The sequence below is a fragment of the Bradyrhizobium sp. USDA 4516 genome (genome assembly GCF_054055915.1).
The window spans coordinates 4,582,331-4,596,752 of record NZ_JBSRXT010000001.1 but is presented as its reverse complement, the minus strand read 5'-3'; the positions used below and the strand labels follow the sequence as shown (position 1 = coordinate 4,596,752).

The following is a 14,422-nucleotide window of genomic DNA, read 5'->3' as shown; positions in this document are numbered from 1 at the left end:
ACAAATCGTGTTCTGCCGCTGCCCGAGCCGATCGACCTTTGCTATAAGGGCGGCGTGCCGGATTCAATCGGCGCTTTGAAACTGTCGTTTTGTTTGGTCTCACATGAACAAGAATGATGACGCGTTCGATGTCTGCATCGACGACGCATTCGACTTCCTGTCTGAAGAGTACGTGAAGTTATTTGAAGGCTCGGACGCGACCGCCTTCCAGCATCCGCTATGGCTGGACAGCCTTTATCGCAAGCTCGCTCCCGCTGCGTCGGCCAAGCCGCTGGTCGTCGCCGTCCGCCATCGTGCGAACAGGTCGCTTGCGGCCGTGCTGCCGATGCTGCGCGTGCGGCGCGGCCCGATGCGCACCATCGAATTCGCCGATCTCCGCGTGTCCGACTATTTGTCGCCGGTGTGCAGCATCGCGACATTCACCGACCTGCTGCAAGACCAGCGTGCCTGCGAACGGCTTCGACAGCTGCTGAGGCCGTTCGACCTGCTGCGCATACCCAAGCTGCTCGATGCGAGGATGCCGATCGAGAATCTGCTCGGAGCGCCCCATCGCAGCCTGATGGATACCAATGCCTACGCGACGGTCCTGGTTGCGCCGTTCGAGCAGTGGCAGATCAATGCAATGGGAAAGTCGTACCAGAAGGAGCTGGCAAAGAAATGGCGTCAGATCCACAAGAAGGGCACGCTCACCTTCTCATGCTGCGACGATAGCGCTTCCGTCGGCGAAGCCATGGAGACGATGAGAAAGTTTCGCGGTCCGCGGTTTCACGAACAGGGTGATGGCGACCTGTTGCAGCGACCGGAGTATTTCGATTTCTACTCGAGCGTGGCGCTTCGCGGCATGGGCTCGTTTGCCCGGCTCTACGCCATGAAGATGGACGGCAAAGTCATCGCGGCGGCCCTTGGGCTGGTTCACCGTGACAGCCTCCTTGTCGTCATGACGGCGTTCGATGTCGAGGGATACAAGAGCCAATCGATCGGCGCGCTGACATTCGAGAGCGTCGCCAAGGATTGCATCGAGCGCGGCGGTCGGGTGCTGGACTTCACCATCGGTGACGAACCCTACAAGACGTACTTCGGCGGTCAGCCGACGCCGATGTCGGCCGTGACGCAGGCCGGGAGCGCGGCCGGCTCGCTCGCGCTGTTTGCCTTGAAGCAGGCGCCCTGGATCAAGCAGGCCGTCAAGCGTGTGACCGATTTCAGGCCGGTCCGCACCTCGACCGGCACGCGCTAGCGCCGCCCGGCGCTGGCAACCCGATCAGCGGAGCGCGCCGCGCACGCGCATCACCCATCCCGGATGAATCCGGTCCACCCGGTGTGTGATCGTGCGGCGCAGGAAGTGCAGCTTCCGCCGCAAGTTCCAGCGCACACCGGTGTTCAACGTCAAGGCCTGGCGGAAGCTCGCCAGGTGCAGCGAGTGCTGATCCGCGGCGAGCTTGTCCTGATCGGAATAGAACTGCGCAATCTTGTCCGCGCCCATACCGGCGGTCTTCAGCCAGCGCGGCACATAGTCCGTGCAAAGACGTTCTACGTCCACCAGCAGTCGGCCAACGCCGGTTCCGGCTGCGGGACAATTGGTCTGAAACGCATCGCCGATCAACACGACGCCGGGCTGCAGATGGCCCTCGGTCACGGTCAGATCCATGACCCAGTTCTGCACCTGGCCGACCACCTCGAAATCCCCGAGATAGGGCTGCAATCCCGGCATCAGGCGAAGCAGCGTCCGTCTGGTGTCGCGGCGCAGCTCACGCATGATCGGATCGGCCGGATCGCGGAACATGAACAGGTTCGCCCGCATGCCGCCCGACATCGGAAACAGGCTGAGATAGTCGACGCCATCAGCCGCCTGCTCGCCATAGCAGGTCAGCGCATCGAAATCGAACGGCGCGTTGTCCGGCCGTGCGATCGTGAAGCCGAACGAGACCGAGTGGCGCGCAGCAAGCATCTGCCGGCGCATTCCGAGACTGTGGCCGAGCATGTTCGCCATGCCGGTCGCCAGAACGACCAGACGCGAGACGACGCGTTTTCCCGAGGCCAGCGTCAACTGCTGACGTTCCTCGCTGCAACTGACATTGGTCACCTGGTCGAGCAGCAAGCTCGACGCATCGGGCGTCAGGCCGCGTGCCATGTTGACGAGGTTGGCATAGGAAATCCCGTAGGACCGGCCGACGCCGATATCGACCAGTTTGCCGCCCCTGATGTTGAGCACCCGGTCATAGGGCGCGGCAATGGCCTCGATGTCGTCGATGAAGCCGAGGCGGCGGAGGATATCGATCTGCCGTCCGGCGATTTTTTCGACCCGGAATTCGTCCGGCGGGATCGATCGCTTGTCGATCAGGACGACGCGGTATCCGGCTCGGGCGAGCACAGCCCTTGCAAGCGAGCCTGCCAGACCGGCTCCGACAATTGCGACGTCCGCTTCGATGACCTCGGTCTCGCAGGCCACGATTGGCTTGGTCGCACTTTTCTCGGCAATCATGTTCGTCCGCTCCGACGGCTAGAGCGTTTTCGAGCGAAGTGGATACCGGTTCGCGTGAAGAAAACGCGTCAAAACAAGAATCTAGAGCCCCGTTCCGATTCCATCGGAACGGGAAAAGCTCTGGTTGGCCGCAGGACTGCAATTTCCTTGCCTGCGGTGCCGCCTTGCCGATCGAACACGGCGAGTTCCAGAATCGAGGTTAATGACAACGTCCGGACCACGATCTGCGGTCTCTCGGCACATGGCTTGCACGACGGTCGGCCATGAAACTGAATCTTTGCAGGCTCCGCAGCGGGATGGCGAGGCAATTGCCAGGCCATCGAGCAGCGACAAATGGCGTTGACGCGCAAGCGCGGTCTCTTCCGGTAAGGTCCGCACCACTGGACTGGACGCTGGAGGCAAATCCAACCTGCGCCGTTTGGAGACAGGGCAGACGGCGCCGTTCCAGAATGGAGCAACGCGACCTGGCCCTGTTCACAACTGCGTTGGGCCCGGCAGCCCTTCGAAAGGAACGGAATCTTAGCAAGAGAACATTAACACTCCAGGCTTCACCGATTGCTGCGGTCAACAGCCCGACTGGATATTGAGACGTCTCTGGTGATTGCCTCCGTGCTCCAACTGTTACGACGCGACGTTACGCGCGGCGTTGCCGGGACCATCCTGCTCAAGGTTGGTAGCGGCGGGCTCGCATTCGCGTTGTTCTCGCTCGCCGCGCGGGCGATGACGCCGGACGCGTTTGGAAACTTCGCAACCCTGCTCTCCGTCGCCCAGATCGCCTCGGTCGTGGGCCTGGTCGGCCAGGAGCTGCTCCTGGTTCGATTTCTCAATGAGTATGAGGTGCGCGGCCAGGCCGAGTTCACCAAGGGTGTGCTGCTGTCGAGCCTGAAGAACTCCGCGATCGGGATGCTGATTTCGATCGCCGCGATCTCCGCGGTGGCAAGCATTCGCGGCGAGTGGTGGCTGTTGATCCTGTCGGTCTCGGCGTTCACCGCGATCAATGCAGGGCTGATGCTCGGCAGCCAGATCGCGCGATCGCTGGTCAGCATCCTGATGGGCGAAGGCAATCGGGAGTTCTTCTGGCGCGTCGCCGTCGTCCTGTTCCTGATCGCGGTGCTGTTCGGCCACCGGCAGCTCACCCCCGCCGAGCTGTTCAGCGCGATGTCGGCCGCGATGGCGCTCGGGCTCGTCGTGCAGATCGTATCGATCATGCGGGCGCTGCCGAACCTGCGGTCGGTCACGGCGCGCTTCGAGGCCTCGCGCTGGAACAAGAGCGCATTCCGGTTCTGGCTCGCCTCCATTCTCGAAGCGGCAAACCAGTATTTCGACGTCATCCTGGTCTACTGGATGCTGGATCCGGCCACCGCCGGCGTCTATTTCGCCGCCTCGCGGCTGGCGAACATCTTCGCGATGCTGTCGGCTGCGCTCTACACGTTCGGGGCGCGTCGGCTGCCCTCGCTGTATTTCAGCAAGAACCACGGCGAGCTCGAACATACGTTAAAGCTGATGGCCGAGGTGACCGCGCTCTGCGTGCTCAGCGGGCTCGTCATTGTCTGGGTGGGCGCCCCCTATCTGCTCGGCCTGTTCGGGCCGCACTTTGCCGCGCAGCAGTGGGTGTTGATCGTGCTCGCGATCGGAACGGCCTTCCAGGCGGCAGGCGGACCCTCTGCCGCTGTTCTGCAGCTGACAGGCCATGAGCGTGATTATGTTCCCGTCGTCGCAGCCAACGTGGCACTACGGCTGCTGGGATTTGTCGTGCTGATCCCCCTGGCTCGGCGTGCTCGGCGCCGCGATCTCGGCGACGGTCTCGCTGGTCCTCGCCACCGTCGCGCTCAACGTGCTGTGCCGGCGGCGGACCGGCGTCGACCCATCCATTCTGGTGCTGTCGCATCTATGGCCGTCGAAAGGTGACGCCTACGCGGTCCGCGTTGCGGACAGCAACGACTAGACGTCAGCTGAACCGCCTTCAGCTCGCCAGGCCCAGCGCCTCTCCCTCAGGATCGCGAACGGCGGCATTGACCGCCACGCGGTTGACGACCAGCACGGTCGGGACCGAACCATACCCGGATAGATCGGCCCGCGCCTTGCCGATCGCAGCCGAGTTGGCAGCCCCTTCGCGAACCACGAGGATCACGAGGTCGGCATGGGCAGCCAGCGCCACCGCGGCAGGCTGCAGCGCAAACGACGATGCGTCGACGATGATCAGGCCGAAATCGGCGCGAATATCGTCTGGTGGATAGGGCGGCTCCTTGCTGCTGGCGCCCAGCAGTTCGACGACCGACGGCAGGTCGGCCTTGATGATGCCCGATCCTTGCGGCGGCGCGGCCTCGGCGCGCCTGGATTCCATCTCGATCAAGACGCTGAGCGCGCCGTTCTTGACGGCGGATCGGTTCAGCGACCGCGCAACGGTGCTTCCGCCCGCACCGCCCTCGACCGAAAGCAACAGCGCCACCTTGCCGTGCTCTCCCGAAAGCTGCTCGATGTTCTCGATCAGCAGCTGAAGATGCGGCGCGAGATCGGGCTCGGCCGTCGACGGGATCGGGGTCTGCCAGACGCTCCTGACGGCGTCCGGCGACGCGATGTTGGGAATGCGGGCCAGCACCGGCAATTCCGGCGGCAGCGCAGGTTGCGGCGCGGCAGGCGCCGGCGGTGCGGGCGCCTCGGCCCGACGAAGCGGCGGAATGGCCTTGATCGGGAGCTGCTTCAGATTCAGGCCGGGAACGGCGACGATCGCCGTCGACGTCAACAGCGAGACGATCGCGAGCGCGACCAGCAACAGCGGAAGCGGCGGCAGCGTCGAGCGCACCGGCGGCGTCGCAGGCGATGCGACCTTGGTCTGCGAGCTCTGCAGCAGCCGCTGCTCGTCGGTGGTCTTGTAGCGCGAGAGGAATTGCTCGTAGATATTCTTGTTGGCATCTGCATCGCGCTGCAATTCCTGCAGCTTGACGAGAGCCTGACCGTCGACCAGGATTTGCTGTTCGACCGCCTTCTGCTGATCCTCGAGCGCCTTCTGCTGATCGCGCTGCGCCTCATATTCCGACTTCGCGGTCTCGATGTTCTTCTTCCGCTCGATCTCGATCTGGCGGTTGAGATCGCTGAGCTGGCTGAGGGCCATCACGAGGTCCGGATGACGATCGCCCAGCACCCCGCGCTTCTGTGCGATCTGATCGTTGAGCGCCGAGCGCTGGGCGCGCAGCGCGCTCAGCAGGTCCTGCTTGACGGGCCCGTCGACATTGGCCTTCAGGTCGCGCTGCAGCTGCTCATAGCGGACCTTGGCCTCCTCGGTGCGGGCGCGCGCGGCGGCGACCTGCTGGGTCAGATCGGTGACGCGCAATTGCTGCGTCGTCGATTCCTTGCCGGCGTTGACGATCCGGTGCTCGAGCTTGAACTTCGCAACGGCATCTTCCGAAGACCGCAAGCGGTCGTTCAACGTCTTGAGCCGGCTCTTCAGCCAGTCGGCGGCTTCGTCGGTCGCCACGCTGCGCGTGCCGCGCTGGCTGGCGACGAACGCCTCAGCCACCGCATTGGCGTAATACGCCGCGCGCTGCGGGTTGTTGGACGTGAACTTGATGGCTATGACATAGGTCAATCCGCGCCGGGAGATGTCGAGCCGGTTGCGAAACCGGTCGAGCAAGCGCGTCGGGTCGGTTCTGCCGCCGGAGATGTCGCTGTCCTCGGCGACCTTGAGCTGCTCGATCAGCGGCCCGAGAAATCCGTCGGATTTGGCGATCTCGACATAGCTCTGCAGTGCTGCGGCATCTTGACCGATGCCTGGCAGGACGTCCTGGTCCGTGGTGACGCGCTGCTCGCGCGGGTCGACCACGACGAGCGCGGTCGCGGCATAGCGCGCCGGAATCAACATCAGCAGAATGACGCCGACCGCGAAGATCACCGCGGCGAGCATCAGAATGCGTTGACCGTTCTCGCGGAAAAAAGCCACCACGCCGGGAATGCTAAGCACGCCCTGGGTGGTTTCCGCAGAGGATCGGCTGGTCGGCACGCCGGCAGCTTCCCACGACGCGGCGGGTTCCGTGGCTTCGGAACGTCTCGGGCCTACGCGGCTACCGAACTTCATGGGGCGGTTACTCGAATTCAACTGACAGTACTGCTCCAACGTAAATATCTATGGTTAATCCACGGTTACACCCTCCTCATGCGGACGTAACCAATTAGTTAACGAGCCAGCTGTACCCTATGTGTGAAACAATGGCTCTCGATTGCTGGCAATGTCTGATCGCACTAAATGAGCAGTAACCTCAACACGCGCTACTCGATCTACGAGCGCGCTTCGCGTGATAAGTACGCGCGCAATAGCGAGGGAGACGATTTCACTCCTTCGACGGGTGAGGAAGCCGTACTTCATTACAGGCCAAGCACAGAATTGCGCGAGGCATCGACCGCATCACGCGATCGACCGAACGAGAGCAAGCCAAAGCTGCGTGTCGTCCTGGTACAGACCCAGGCCGAGAACGCCGGCGCGCAGGAGATATCGCGGCTGCTCGGCGCGGGCCTCTCCGCGCGCGGCTATGACGTCGCCAACCTGTTCTTCTTCCGCAAATCGGATTCCTTCGACGAGCCGCCCAATACTTTCTATTGCGCGCAGACCCGCCCGGGAAATCCCCTGGCCCTGCTGCGGATGCTGTGGACGCTCGCCGGTCATCTCAGGACCATCAGGCCCGATGTCGTGCTGACCTTCCAGCACTTCGGCAATGTGATCGGCGGAGGCGTGTCGCGGCTCGTCTGCCGCGCTCCGGTGATCGCCAATCAGGTGTCCTCGGCGATGTCGATGAGCATGCCGGTGCGCGCCGCCGACATCTTCATGGGCTCGACCGGCTTCTTCCAGTGCATCACGCTGAATTCGCGGGACATGGAGCGTGAATACGCCCGCTACCCCGCGACCTATCGCGCGCGCATGACGCACGTCCCGCACGGCTTCGACGACAAGTCGCACAGCCTGCCAAAGAACGTCGCGCGGCAGCAGTTCAGGCTGCCGCCGGATCGCACGCTGCTTGGCTGCGCGGCAAGGCTGCATCCGCACAAGCGGCTCGATGCGGCAATTCGCCTGCTGGCCGCCGACCAATCCTGGCATCTTGCCCTTGCCGGACAAGGAGCGGACGAGGAACGGCTGCGAGCCCTGGCGAGCGAGCTGAAAGTCGCGGATCGACTGCACTTCATCGGCGAGATCCCACCGCGCCAGATGGCCGAATTCCTGGCGTGCCTCGACGTCTTTGTATTTCCGACGCAGGCCGAAACCTTCGGCCTTGCCGCTGTTGAAGCCGCGAGCGCCGGCATTCCCTGCGTCGTCAACGATCTTCCCGTGCTGCGCGAGGTGCTGTCCTACCAGGGACAGCCCGCGGCGGTCTTCGTTGACGCGGCTAACGAGGCCGAGTTTTCGGCCGCCGTGTCGAAAGTCCTGACCGATCGTTTGTTGAGCGACCAGCTGCGGCAAAGTGCCGTGGGCCTGAAGTCGCGTTATTCGTTGGATGCCATGATAGAGGAATACGTCCGCATTCTCGGCAATGCCGTGGGAGTGGACGCGCACTAGGAAATTGGGCTGGACATGATTATCGAGTTTCGCTGCGATCGCGCGCAGGCGCGACTCTGGATGCGTCGCGAGACGCTGCGCGTCAGCGATCAGGATATTCCCGTTCAGATCGCCTGGACGACGACGCCGGGGCCGAGGCCCGCCGGCCTCGACATGCTGTTCGAGCTCGAACGCATCGTGCTGCGCAAGGGCAAGGCGGGTGATGTCGACAGGCTGAAGACGATTGCGGAACGGCCGCGCATGGGCAACCCCGATGTGGTGGTCGACTTCACCACTGCCGAGCGGGACCCGAACTGCTCCGCCAGGCTCTATCTCCGTCCACGCTTCAACGGACAGGCGGGCGAAGCCGCCGCACTGGCCGCCATTCTCGCCGGCGACCTGCCGGTGATTGAAATCGTCAACGAGCTCGACGGCACGGTCATGGACCGCGGCCATCCCTCGGCGGAAATCGCCACCGGCCTGAGCGGCGGGCTCGAAACGGTGATGGCGCGCACCCTGTCCATGCTGCCGCCGATCCTGTCGGGGGCTCCGCGGCTGGTGCCGCAACTGGCTGTGCCGGCGACCGGCAGCGCGCCGGGAAATCCCGCGCCCTTTGTCCTGCGCGGCGTCGCGACCTCGATCGCGAAGGAGATCTATCGTCTTTGCTGCTACGCGCCGCATTGGCATGTCGGCTGGCGCTACGCCGACGACGCGGATATCTGGCGGACCGGTGACCTGTCGGGACCTGCCTGGAACGTGCTCGGCGATCCCGGCAATCACTTCTATGCCGATCCCGTCCCGGTGAAGTGGCAGGGCAGGACCTTCGTGTTCTTCGAGGACCTCGACCACCGAACCGGCAAGGGCATCATCTCCGCGATCGAATTCGACGGCAACGGTCCGGTCGGCACGGTGCTGCCGGTGCTCGAAGAGCCGTGGCACCTGTCCTACCCGTTCCTGATCGAGAACAATGGCGAGCTGTGGATGATCCCGGAAAGCACCGCGCATCGCGATGTCCCGATCTACAAATGCGTTCGCTTTCCCGACAAGTGGGAACGGCAGGGCACGCTGCTGTCCGGGCTCGAACTCGCCGACGCGACCATCACGCAGCATGACGGCCTCTACTACATGTTCGGAGCCTGGCGCGACGGCACCGGCGGATATTCCGACACGCTGGCGATCTATTACGCCGAGCAATTGTTCGGGCCGTGGCGGCCGCATGCAAGCAATCCGATCCTGATGGATCGCGCGACGACGCGGCCGGCCGGCAATTTCGTGACCATCAACGGCAAGCTGTGGCGGCCGGTGCAGGACTGCAGCAACGGATACGGCGCGGCGCTCGGACTTGCGGAAGTGCTCGAACTGTCGCCGACGACCTACCGGCAGGCCGTGCGCCATCTGCTCAAACCCGGGCCGCTGTGGACCGGACGCAAGCTGCACACGCTCAACCGCTGCGGCCGGCTCGAGGTGATCGACGGCTCGCGGGTCCAGCCGAAGACCACCGCCTTGCTGAACAGCCTGCGGTCAAGCGACCGACCAGCGCAGCGGGAGTGGCAAGGCACGCTGGCGAAGCCGATCGCGCGACGGCTCCACTAGCCTCGGTCGACCCGGTTCAGTTCAGGTCGGCACTCAGCACGCCGCCGAACTGCTCCCATGAGCTTCCGGTCCAGCGTTGCAGCTGAAGCTGCGTATAGGCCATGCTGTTGTCGGGGCCTGTGTTGATGGCGATGCCCGGCATCAGCGTCGGCAGCACGAGCCCTCTGATGTTGCGCGCCTGCTTCACGATGTTCTCGCGCGACAGGTCGTCACCGCACTGCTTCAGCACCTGCTCCAGGATCTGGCCCTGCTGGGTGCCGAACAGATAGTTGTTGTCGCCGATATCGGCGCCTGGGAGATATTTCTCGAAATGGGCGCGATACCATTTCATGCCGGGATCGTCGGCCCACTTCTTGTCGTTCGGATCCTTGGTGATGGTCGCCACGACAACGCCCACCGCCTTGTCCGCGCCCGCCGGCACGATGGTCGCGGACACCGAGCTCGACACATAGTTGACGATGGTCAGCGGCGACCAGCCGATCTCGTTCGCCTTCTTGATCGCCTGGGCCACGAATTTCGGTGTGCCGGCGATCAGGAACGCCTGCGCACCCGACGCCTTCAACGTCACCACGCGGGATTCGATGGTCGGCTCGGTGACCTCATAGGGAGACGTCACCACCTTCTTGTCGAAATCGGCCTTCAACACCTCCTTGAACGCGGCGACGAAATCGCGGCCGAGATCGTCGTTCTGGTAGAGGATCGCGATCTTCGCATCGGGCGCCGTCTGCGTAATGTATTTTGCGTAGATCTTGCCTTCGGTGTTGTAGCTCGGCAGTCCCGTGGTGGTCAGCGGAAATTCCGCGAAATTCGTAAACTTGGTCGCGCCGCTGACGACGAACAGATGCGGCACCTTCTTCGCGGTGACGTATTTAATGGTCGCACCGATGCCGGGCGTGCCGAGCGGGCTGAACAGGAACGCCACCTCGTCGCTCTCGATCAGCTTGCGGGTCTGCTCCACGGCCTTGGGCGGCGTGTAGGCATCGTCATAGGTGATGAGGTTGATCTTGCGGCCGTTGATGCCGCCGCGGTCATTGACGGAATGGACGTAGGCGATCAGGCCCTTGCCGGTGTTGCTGAGCGGAGACGCCGGGCCGCTGAACGGGAACGTCGCCCCGACCTTGATCTCTGATTCCGATACCCCCGGCGTTTCGGCGCGGACTGGAGCCGCGGCAAGCGCCGCGAGCATCGCAACGGACACGGCAAACGTCTTCAACAACATGAAATTCCTCCTGAGCTTTTATGAATTGACCAACTCTTGCGACCGGCGCGCGGCGCTACCAAGCTTCGCCGAACGGCCTGATCTCGACATTGAACGACCACGCGCTGCGATCCTGATGGGCGACGTGCCAGACCTCGTCGGCGATCGCTTTCGGCTTGATGAAGAAGTCGTCCGGCCGATCCGGCCAGCGCTTCCGCGTCCACTCCAGATCGATCACGGCATCGATCACGAGATAGGCGACGTGAACACCTTGCGGCCCCAGATCGCGGGCCATCGCCTCGGCGAGAATCCGCTGTGCCGCCTTGGTCGGCGCGAACCCCGCGAAGCCGGCCTTGCCGCGCAACGCCGACGTATTGCCGGTCGCGACGATGGCGCCCTTGCCGGCAGCGATCATCGCCGGGGCAAATCGCCGTGCCAGGTACAGCAATCCCATCGTGTTGACCTGGAAGTTGCGATTGAGAATCTCTGGATCGATCTCGCGGAAGGTGCCGAACGCCCCGCCGACGGCGTTATGAATGACCACGGCGGGATTGCCGAGATCGCGCTCCACGGCGGAGGCCACCGCCTCGACCTGCGCGGGATCGGACACGTCGCACCGATAGGCCTTTGCGCCCGGCAGCTGCTTTTCGAGCGCGGCGAGGCGCGCCTCGTTCCTGGCGAGAAGCGCGACGCGATAGCCGCCCTCAGTGAATCTCCTGGCGAGCGCCGAACCGGTGCCGGGCCCAACGCCGGATATCAGAGAGACAGGTGCGGTCATGCGATCAACCCTCCGCGTTGCGGCTCATGGCCTTCATGGTCAGGCGGCCGCCTTCGACAGCAGCTTCTCGACGTAAGGCTTGAGGTCCGGCCCGACATGCTCATGCGCGATCAGGCGGCCAAAGTGCGCGAACATCAGCGGATACTCATCCTGCACGCCCGAATGCAGGATTTTCGCCAATCCTTGCTTTTTCAGCTGCTCGGTCCGCGCATGTTCATTCATGAACAGCGCGAGTTCGGCGGCAAAGCAGATGTCGGCAATCGAGATACCGTTCCCGACCAGCGCCTCCCGCCGCGGCGACAGCGCCTGCTCGATGCCGGACGCATAGATCGCGAACGCATCCTTGGCGCGCGCATGAATGGCCGCATCGACGGTGCCGCCCGAGAGCGCCAGCAGATAGATTTGCGAGTCCCGCGCGAACACCAGGCTTACATCGAGAAAACTGTCGATCCGCGACGCCTCAAAGGCGTCGCGCCCGTAGAGCGGGAACTTCGCCTCGCCGAGCCGCGCCACCGTGCGCATGATGCTGTTCGATTCGAAGATTCCGACCTTGCCGTCGGCGCCGAACGCGGCCGGCACATTACCGAACGGCTGCGCCGCCATGAACGCATCGGTCTTGAACAGTTGCGCCCCGGTCAGTCCGACCCGCCCGGTCCGTGCCAGCGACGACAGCGAGGCGCGCTCATGCTCCGCCAGCGGGCGGGCATCATAGTCCCACAACCAGTCCCGCAACTCCTTGCCGGACGCGCCCCTGACCTCGACGTCGACGCCGCAGAACCGCGCCGCGATGGTCGCCTTCCAGACCCGTGGGTTCGGCAGATAGGAGAAGATGCGCAAGGCGGCCATGGCGGCTGCTCCGGTGCTGATGCCTCAGGCGGCCAGCTTCAGGATCTTGACGACGTCGGCGGGCTCGCGGATCGGCTGCGGGTTGGCCCGCGTGAAGATCGACAGCATGGCGTTCCGGCCGATCAGCTCAAACCGATCCTCGCCGACGCCGACATCGGCAAGCCGGCGCGGCAGGCCGAGCTCCGCGATGAACGCCGCAAACGCCTCGCCGGCGTCGCGCCCCGGCGCGCCGAGCGCGGCGGCGATCGATTGCTGGGCTGCCTCCGTCGCCGGGCGGTTGTAGCGCAGCACGCTCGGCATCATCACCGCCGTGCAGAAATAATGCGGCACATCGCAGGTGCCGCCGAGCACATGGCCGATGGCATGACTGGCGCCCATCGGCACCCGCGACTGCAATCCGAACGCCGACAGCCAGGAGCCGAGCTGGCAGCTCAGCCGCGCCGCCGCGTCGTCGGGGTGGGCCTTGGTGCGCAGCAGACCGTCGTGCAGATAGCGCAGCCCCTGCTGGCACACCGCATCGACCAGCACGTTGGGGCGGCTGGAGCAGATCGCCTCGATGCCGTGATCCATCGCCCGCGTCCCGGAACCGAGCCAGAGCTTCTCCGGTGTATATTTCGTGATCGCGGGATCGAGGATGATGCTGCGCGGCATCATCATCGGGTGGTTGAAGATCTGCTTCAGCTTGCGGCTGGTATCGGTGACCAGCGCGCCGGAATTGTATTCGCCGCCGGAGAGCGTGCTGGGGATCGCGATCATGCGCACTTTCGGCGTGCGGAACGGCCCGAAGCGGCGGTCCGGCGTGGTCTCGAAGCCGTCGAGGCCATCAGGCTCGAAGATCTCGTGCTCCATGCACATCAGCACGATCTTCGCCGCATCGACCACCGAGCCGCCGCCGATCGCGACGACGAGGTCCGCCTTGGCCTCGCCGGCTTGCCGCGCGATCTGCGTCACCACGTCCCGCGTCGTGTGCTGCGGCACGCCGTCGAAGGTCGCGGCGTGGCGGTCGCCGAGGGCTTGACGGATTTTCCCGATCTCGTCGGTCGTGGTGTTCAACGTCCGGCTGGCGATCAGATAGACGCGCCTGGCATCCAGCCGCTCGGCCTCCTCGCGCAGCGCTTCGGCCGCCGGCTTGCCGTAGATCACGGATTCCATGGTCGGGTATTGATGGCTGCCGGTGACGCGCATGCTTTCACTCCCTCGATGTGTCCGTGAGTTCCGCTGTCGGTCAGGCCGACAGCTTGGTGAAATCAGGCTGACGCCGTTCGGCGAAGGCGGCAAAGGCTTCGCGCGCCTCGGGCGTCGTCAGCCGCTCCTTGAACAGCACGCCTTCCTCGGCGATCTGCGCCGCGATCTTCTGCTGCTCGCGCATCAGCTTCTTGGTCATGCTGAGCGACCCCGCCGGCCGCCTGGTCAGTGCGACAGCCGCGTCATGCGCCCTCTTGCGCAGATCGGCCTGCGGCACCACGGCGTTGGCGAGACCAGATGCCAGCGCACCCTGCGCATCCATCGGCTCGCCGAGCGCGAACATCGCATAGGCGCGCGCGTGCCCGATCCTGAGCGGCAGCAGCCAGCTCGACGCCGCCTCCGGAACCAGCGCGAGATTGACGAACGGCGTGATCAGCCGCGCATTCTCGGCAAGATAGACCAGGTCGCAATGCAGCAGCATGGTGGTGCCGACGCCGACCGCATTGCCCTGCACGGCGGCGACCAGCGGCTTGCCGACCTTGCTGATGGTCTCGATGAAGCGATGCGCGGGACTATCGACGACGCTTTCGCCGCGTGCCTGGCTCGCGAAGTCGGCGAGGTCGTTGCCCGCGGTGAAGCTGTCGCCGTCGCCCTGGAACAGGATGACGCGGACGGCCGGATCGGTCTCGGCCTCTTTCAGAGCATGCGACATCGCGTCATACATGGCGCCGGTCAGCGCATTCTTCTTCTCGGGCCGCTGCAAGGTCAGCGTCATGACGCCGGCGGTGATCTCAACCTTGACATGCTCGGTCATGGCACTCT

Annotated in this window: 10 protein-coding genes and 1 pseudogene; 4 read left to right on the top strand and 7 right to left on the bottom strand. The window is 64.3% G+C overall.

The features are described from left to right. Positions 1 to 103 precede the first annotated feature (103 nt). Positions 104 to 1,234, top strand: coding sequence for a GNAT family N-acetyltransferase (locus ACVI1L_RS21315; protein WP_456783702.1), 1,131 nt, complete (start codon positions 104 to 106; stop codon positions 1,232 to 1,234). 24 nt (positions 1,235 to 1,258) lie between these two features. Here ACVI1L_RS21315 and ACVI1L_RS21310 read toward each other — a convergent pair whose 3' ends face one another. Then, the gene (locus ACVI1L_RS21310; RefSeq protein WP_456783701.1) at positions 1,259 to 2,479 is read right to left on the bottom strand and encodes an FAD-dependent oxidoreductase; all 1,221 of its coding nucleotides are present in this window, start codon (positions 2,477 to 2,479) and stop codon (positions 1,259 to 1,261) included. Between the two features lie 618 nt (positions 2,480 to 3,097). Between ACVI1L_RS21310 and ACVI1L_RS21305 the strand changes: the two are divergent. Then, a pseudogene (locus ACVI1L_RS21305) lies at positions 3,098 to 4,424 on the top strand (lipopolysaccharide biosynthesis protein). A gap of 18 nt (positions 4,425 to 4,442) precedes the next feature. Here ACVI1L_RS21305 and ACVI1L_RS21300 read toward each other — a convergent pair. Next, the gene (locus ACVI1L_RS21300; protein WP_456783700.1) at positions 4,443 to 6,551 is read right to left on the bottom strand and encodes a GumC family protein; all 2,109 of its coding nucleotides are present in this window, start codon (positions 6,549 to 6,551) and stop codon (positions 4,443 to 4,445) included. Positions 6,552 to 6,719: 168 nt separating this feature from the next. Between ACVI1L_RS21300 and ACVI1L_RS21295 the strand changes: the two genes are divergently transcribed. Beyond that, positions 6,720 to 8,021 (top strand): glycosyltransferase family 4 protein, encoded by a 1,302-nt coding sequence (locus tag ACVI1L_RS21295; RefSeq protein ID WP_141340042.1) that lies wholly within the window; start codon positions 6,720 to 6,722, stop codon positions 8,019 to 8,021. Positions 8,022 to 8,036: 15 nt separating this feature from the next. Continuing rightward, complete coding sequence (locus tag ACVI1L_RS21290; protein ID WP_456783699.1) at positions 8,037 to 9,593, top strand: glucosamine inositolphosphorylceramide transferase family protein; 1,557 nt, start codon at positions 8,037 to 8,039, stop codon at positions 9,591 to 9,593. A 16-nt stretch (positions 9,594 to 9,609) separates the two neighbouring features. Here the strand turns inward: ACVI1L_RS21290 and ACVI1L_RS21285 are convergent, their stop codons facing one another. The 5 genes from ACVI1L_RS21285 to ACVI1L_RS21265 are packed head-to-tail and all read right to left on the bottom strand — an operon-like array spanning position 9,610 to position 14,414. Then, the gene (locus ACVI1L_RS21285; protein ID WP_229189132.1) at positions 9,610 to 10,812 is read right to left on the bottom strand and encodes an ABC transporter substrate-binding protein; all 1,203 of its coding nucleotides are present in this window, start codon (positions 10,810 to 10,812) and stop codon (positions 9,610 to 9,612) included. A gap of 55 nt (positions 10,813 to 10,867) precedes the next feature. Beyond that, the gene (locus tag ACVI1L_RS21280; RefSeq protein WP_057019207.1) at positions 10,868 to 11,569 is read right to left on the bottom strand and encodes an SDR family NAD(P)-dependent oxidoreductase; all 702 of its coding nucleotides are present in this window, start codon (positions 11,567 to 11,569) and stop codon (positions 10,868 to 10,870) included. Positions 11,570 to 11,608: 39 nt separating this feature from the next. Then, complete coding sequence (locus tag ACVI1L_RS21275) at positions 11,609 to 12,415, bottom strand: glutathione S-transferase family protein (RefSeq protein WP_168855807.1); 807 nt, start codon at positions 12,413 to 12,415, stop codon at positions 11,609 to 11,611. A gap of 24 nt (positions 12,416 to 12,439) precedes the next feature. Further along, the gene (locus ACVI1L_RS21270) at positions 12,440 to 13,600 is read right to left on the bottom strand and encodes an iron-containing alcohol dehydrogenase (protein WP_253625628.1); all 1,161 of its coding nucleotides are present in this window, start codon (positions 13,598 to 13,600) and stop codon (positions 12,440 to 12,442) included. 40 nt (positions 13,601 to 13,640) lie between these two features. Further along, positions 13,641 to 14,414: an enoyl-CoA hydratase-related protein gene (locus ACVI1L_RS21265; protein WP_456783698.1), complete on the bottom strand. Its 774-nt coding sequence runs from the start codon at positions 14,412 to 14,414 to the stop codon at positions 13,641 to 13,643. Between the last annotated feature and the right edge of the window lie 8 nt (positions 14,415 to 14,422).